The following is a 4,857-nucleotide window of genomic DNA, read 5'->3' as shown; positions in this document are numbered from 1 at the left end:
GTGCAGTGCCACCCAGTGTCGTGCAGTGTCATGCAAAGCCGCCCAGTCCCCTACGCCGGAGGCCACCACTAGCGCCAGTACGCACCCCGCCGGATGGGGCACCACCCCCACCCCCGAAGAAGGCCTCAGGACCCCCAAAGGCCGGGCCGGACCAACCAGCTAGAACACACGACACGCCGGTCTAAAGCACCACGTTTACGCCGATAACCCTCAGGCCCATGACCGGCTCTTCCGGTTGGGGTACCTGGCGGCACGAACCGGAAGGGAAGGCGTTGCGGGCGCCGCGTCAACCGGTACGCAGGCTCAGCCCCAGTGCGGCGGCACCTCCCGCAGTAGGCGGGCATCGTTGGCATGATCGGATGATTCCCGTCCTAGCACACCGCCATCGCGGGCACGGGCGCCACTGAGCGCGTCAACGCCGCGGCGGCGCTCTGCCTCCGCCTGCGCCTGCGGCAACTCGCCCTGGGCAACCCGGGCGGCGTCCTGGGGTGACAGCGCCACGACGCGTCGCCTCCGGCGCGACCCTGAGGAATCGCTCACCGGGTCCGCCGAACCGCGTTGGCCAGCACCGCGTCAATCCCGGAACCACGCCGACTCAGGGCCAGCGCCTGGCGAAGCTCCTCAGTCTCCTCGGCCGCGGTACGCTCCACGCCGTCGGAGCGGATCCAGGCAACCAGCTCGTCGAGCTGATCGTCGGAATAGGCCTGCAACGGCAGCCCCTGGGCGATCGGCGGACGATCGCCCCGCCGGGGCGGCTCCGGTGAGTCGCCGCGTGGGGCCGCATCAGCCGCGGTCCCCGGATCGGTAGAAGCCGACTCCACCAGCGGATCGTCCTCCCCCGGGCGCTCGGGCAGCGGTGGCGCGCCCCTGACCGGTTCGGTGCGGGAGGCCAGCACCGCCAGCACCTGCGCCTCGATCTTCTTCGCCTCCGTCTCAACATCGACGAATACACCTGCCGAGTACGCCGTGTGCACGTGCCAGCCGCGCTGCTGCAAGCGTTCGATCCAGTGCCGGTCCCGCCGCCGCAGGCTCGGCTGCGCCACGTAGTCGACGTCGTCGGTGAGCACCGCGACGAGTAGCTCCCCCGGCAGATCCGGGTGACCGATCGCCAAGGGAATGCGCACGCCGCCCTCAATGCCGTAGCGGGGCACAACCACCAGGCCCTTACGCCACAGGTGCTCGGCCAGTTCCACGAGCAGGCGCTCCGGGGCGACCTCCTCCTGCTGCGGATACTGCCTGCCGGAGTCGGCGGCGTGCACCAGCACCTCGCGCAGCAGGCGGGCACCGGGCGCGTGCAGACGCCCGGCGTCGATGTCATCCGGACCCAGGCAGGACACAATCTGAGTGCCCCCGCGGGAGGCGCACAGGGCCTCAACCAGCCCCACCATGCCGCCGATATCACTGACCGCACCAAAGCTGTGAATGGTGCGGCCGTGCGGAGTCTTCGCGTAGCCGACAGAGACGATTATCTGATCGCGGCGCAGGGAGCGCGCCTCCCCCAAGTCGACGACGACGAATGGCTCGGACACACCGGTCTCGAAGTAGTCGGCCAGGGCGGGCGAGCCAACAACGGCGGCGGCCGTCGCGCGGCGGATCTCCTCCGCGTGGCGCGCGTTCAGGGCGATCACACCGAGCGACTGCTCGGGACGAGTCAGCGCGTGATCAATAACCAGGTCCACCACCCGGCTGACCTCGGCCGGCACCGACTCCACGGCGGTACGGCCCGGTGCCGGCATGCCACGCCCCTCAACCAGCTCCAGCGACAGACGCGAGCGCCCGGGCGGCGCCGGAATTGCCTCCACGACGTCGTCATAGCCGTTCGCGGCAAGGAACGCGGCGATCTCCGCGTCCAAGGTGTTGCGGCCCGTGGGCAGCGTAACCTGCGGCAGGTGCGGGCCCAGTTCGGCTGCCAGCCCAGAAGCAGCGCGCCTGGGGTCGCCGACCACAAGCACCTGCTCCGCGCGCACGAAGGCGGGAATCACCTGGGAGACCGGCACATTCGTGGATGCGTCCAGAATGGCCAGGTCCACCACTGCGTCGGCAGCGAATACCTGCGGCACCAGCGTGGGCGGAATGATCCACACCGGCTTGGCAACCATGGCGATGGGGTGCGAGGCGATGACATCGCGCAGCGACATCCCCTCCTCCAGGGACAGCGCCCGGTACAGGCTGCGGGCGGCGTCCTTGTCGGCGTCGACCGCCTCCCGCACGCGGCGTGCGCAGGCCTGGGCCACCGGGCCGGCCAAGGAGTCCGCCTGAGCGGCATCCAACTCCCGCAAGGACACGGCCAGGTCATTGAGGGCATCCGCGTCCAGTCCGCCCAGGTCGGGGTCCTCACGCATGACTTGCGCCAGGAGGGATGACCACCAGCAGTAGGCGAGCTCATCGTCGATCTGCTCCGGCTCCACCTGCCGGGACGCCAAGTCATCCAGCAGCGGGATGAGTCCCAGGTCATCCAGGGCGGTCGTGACCCGATTGATGTCCGGCAGCTTGTGGACCGTGACGTCGTCGGCCGCCAGGACGCGGGAGCGCTCCTCCAGGTCCACCAGCGGCAGGTCCATCAGGGAGTTGTCCGCACCGATCACGGGCTGCAGTGCGGAAACCGCCTCGCGTGCACGGGCAGCCACGCGCTGCATCTCATCCAGGCCCTGCGGCAGGTGGGGCCAGCCCCCGTCCGGGTCGTAGCGGCGCCACACCTCCCGGCGCTGCTGCACCTTGACCAGCTCCCCGTGCAGGTCGGCGACCTCCCGGCCGGGACGCACCAGGTCCTTGGCCTGCTTGGTGAACCGGCGCCTGGTGGACCGCCCCATCTCTACGCGGTGCTCCTGGCGCCACTGCTTGGACGCGGTGGCGATGACCATATCGGCGGCGGAGCGCTCGAAGACCTCGGGGAGGAAGACATCGAGGGAGTCGCGCACCCCGTCGAGCATCTCCAGCTGCTCACACCACTGCGCGAGCGTAATCGCCCGGGTGATCCCAGTGGAGTCCGCCGCAGCGGCCACCTGCTCGCGCACCGCGGGCAGGAGCTCGTCAGCGAGCCGAGTAAGCCGTGCCAGCGCGTCGGTAGCGTCGTCGACGTCGTCAACCACCATGCCGTTCCAGGCGGAGTCGGCCAGGGAGCTGGTGAACAGGCCGAGCGCGTGGGCGCGGTGAAGCAGTTCCGCGGCACGCTCGCGGCCGGGGGCATCCAGGCGCTCCAGGCGGCCTGCCACAACGCGGGCACTGGTGCGCGCACGCACCCGCCCGGAGGTGAGCTCGGCAAGTTGTTGAAGCGCGTCGTAGGCTGAGGCCCCCCACGGCTCGCGCGGCGTATGCAGGGCAGTGACGTACCGGGAGAGCTTGTCACGCACGGAGCTCAGCCGACTGCGCATACCGACGATGGCGGTCACGTCCAGATCCGGCACGTTCACACCCATGGCGGCCTTGATGCCCTCGGCGGCGTGGCGCCGCCAAGCGGGATCCTCTGTCAGGTCCAGCACGATGGCGCCCAGGCCGAGCTCGCGCAACGCGTCAGCAACGGCATGCCCGTCAGCGCTAGTGGCGGGCACGTGCAGCACCGTGCGGCCCAGGGCGGCGGCATCCGCCATCACGGCGGCGAGGGTGGCGGCGACGTCGGATCCAGGAGGGGCGTCCAGTAGTAGTGAGGCACCAGTGCCAACCGCCTCGACGGCGTCGAGCTGGGCGGGATCCAGGTCGCCGACGCCGCGTTCCCGCTCCGGTGCCCGATCGGAAGGATCCGGCTGGGGCAGGGTGACGTCCAGGGCCGCGCGGGCAGCGGCGTCGCCAGCGACGGCCGCCACGAGTGCGGAGGTGCGCGCCCGGTCAATGGTGGCGTCGAAATCCTCCACCAGCGCCTGCCCTGGGTGTACGAAAGCTCCCACTACCAGGCGCTCGTGGATCTCGAAGCCGGGCAGGTACTCCCGGCCCAGCGCGCCGATGGAGCTCAGGGCGTCGCGCGGAGTGAAGCCGTCATCCGCCAAGGTGGCACGGGCGACGACATTCACGTCCGCCGCACAGCCGTGTCGGCGCAGTGCCCGGGTCAGGACCGGGTTCACCTCGATCGAGCGGTCCAGGGTGAGGGAGGCGTCGGCGCCGGCACTGGACAGGCGCACCGGTCGCAGCAGCACGGGGGCGCGCACCGAACGCACGGCTGCCGGCGGTCCGGCAACGGTCGCGGCGTCGACGGAAGGGTCAGCGGAGCTACCGCCCAAGGAGTCCGGGTCGGCAGGGACGTCCGCATCATTGGCGGCGGATACCGGCTCGGTCCAGCCGGCGACGCCGATGGCCAGGTAAACGGGGGCAACACCGAATCGCCTGGAGAGCTGGTCGGTTCGGCCGACCAGCTCGCGCAGGGACTGGCGGGCGACGCCGAGGGCAACGCGCTCACGCACGAGGCTGCCCAGGTGGGTGGGGCGGCCTGCGTACAGCTGGGCCAGCCCCGAGGGATGCGCGGCCGTCAAGTCAACAATGCCATCGCGCTCGGAGAATGCGTCGAGGCTGGAGGTCCCCCCGAGGTCGGCAAGCTCCTGCCGCCAGGCAGCCAGTGCCTCATCAATGCGTGCCCTGCGGTCGGAGTCCTCCGGCGGGGTGTCATCCGGCTGCTCGGGCGCAACAGTCGTTGGCGGATCGGGCCGGTCGGCGCCCTCGGAGTCACGCGCCCGCGCCCCGGCGTCGCGCCGGTTGCGGCCCAGAGAAAACAGTGAAGGCGTCATATCCCCGCACGATATCCGCCCCGCCGCCCCGGACGGTGCCGACGCACCGGAAGCGCCGTTACTAGCATGCCGGAACATTGGTTGCATTCGAGTGCCCCCGGCGCGATTCGAACGCGCGACACCCGCTTTAGGAGAGCGGTGCTCT

General features: G+C 70.6%; 2 protein-coding genes. Both read right to left on the bottom strand.

The genetic code is table 11. The annotated features are described in order from the left end of the window. Window positions 1-303: 303 nt before the first annotated feature. Window positions 304-501 (bottom strand): transcriptional regulator, encoded by a 198-nt coding sequence (locus GZ998_RS03345; RefSeq protein ID WP_161923553.1) that lies wholly within the window; start codon window positions 499-501, stop codon window positions 304-306. A 35-nt stretch (window positions 502-536) separates the two neighbouring features. Next, the gene (locus GZ998_RS03340; RefSeq protein ID WP_219109023.1) at window positions 537-4,712 is read right to left on the bottom strand and encodes a DNA helicase; all 4,176 of its coding nucleotides are present in this window, start codon (window positions 4,710-4,712) and stop codon (window positions 537-539) included. Window positions 4,713-4,857 lie beyond the last annotated feature (145 nt).

Origin of the sequence: Actinomyces sp. 594 (assembly GCF_019325145.1) — a bacterium.
GTDB lineage: Bacteria > Actinomycetota > Actinomycetes > Actinomycetales > Actinomycetaceae > Actinomyces.
Note: the sequence above shows the minus strand (reverse complement) of the source record. Positions and strands in the feature narration are given on the sequence as shown.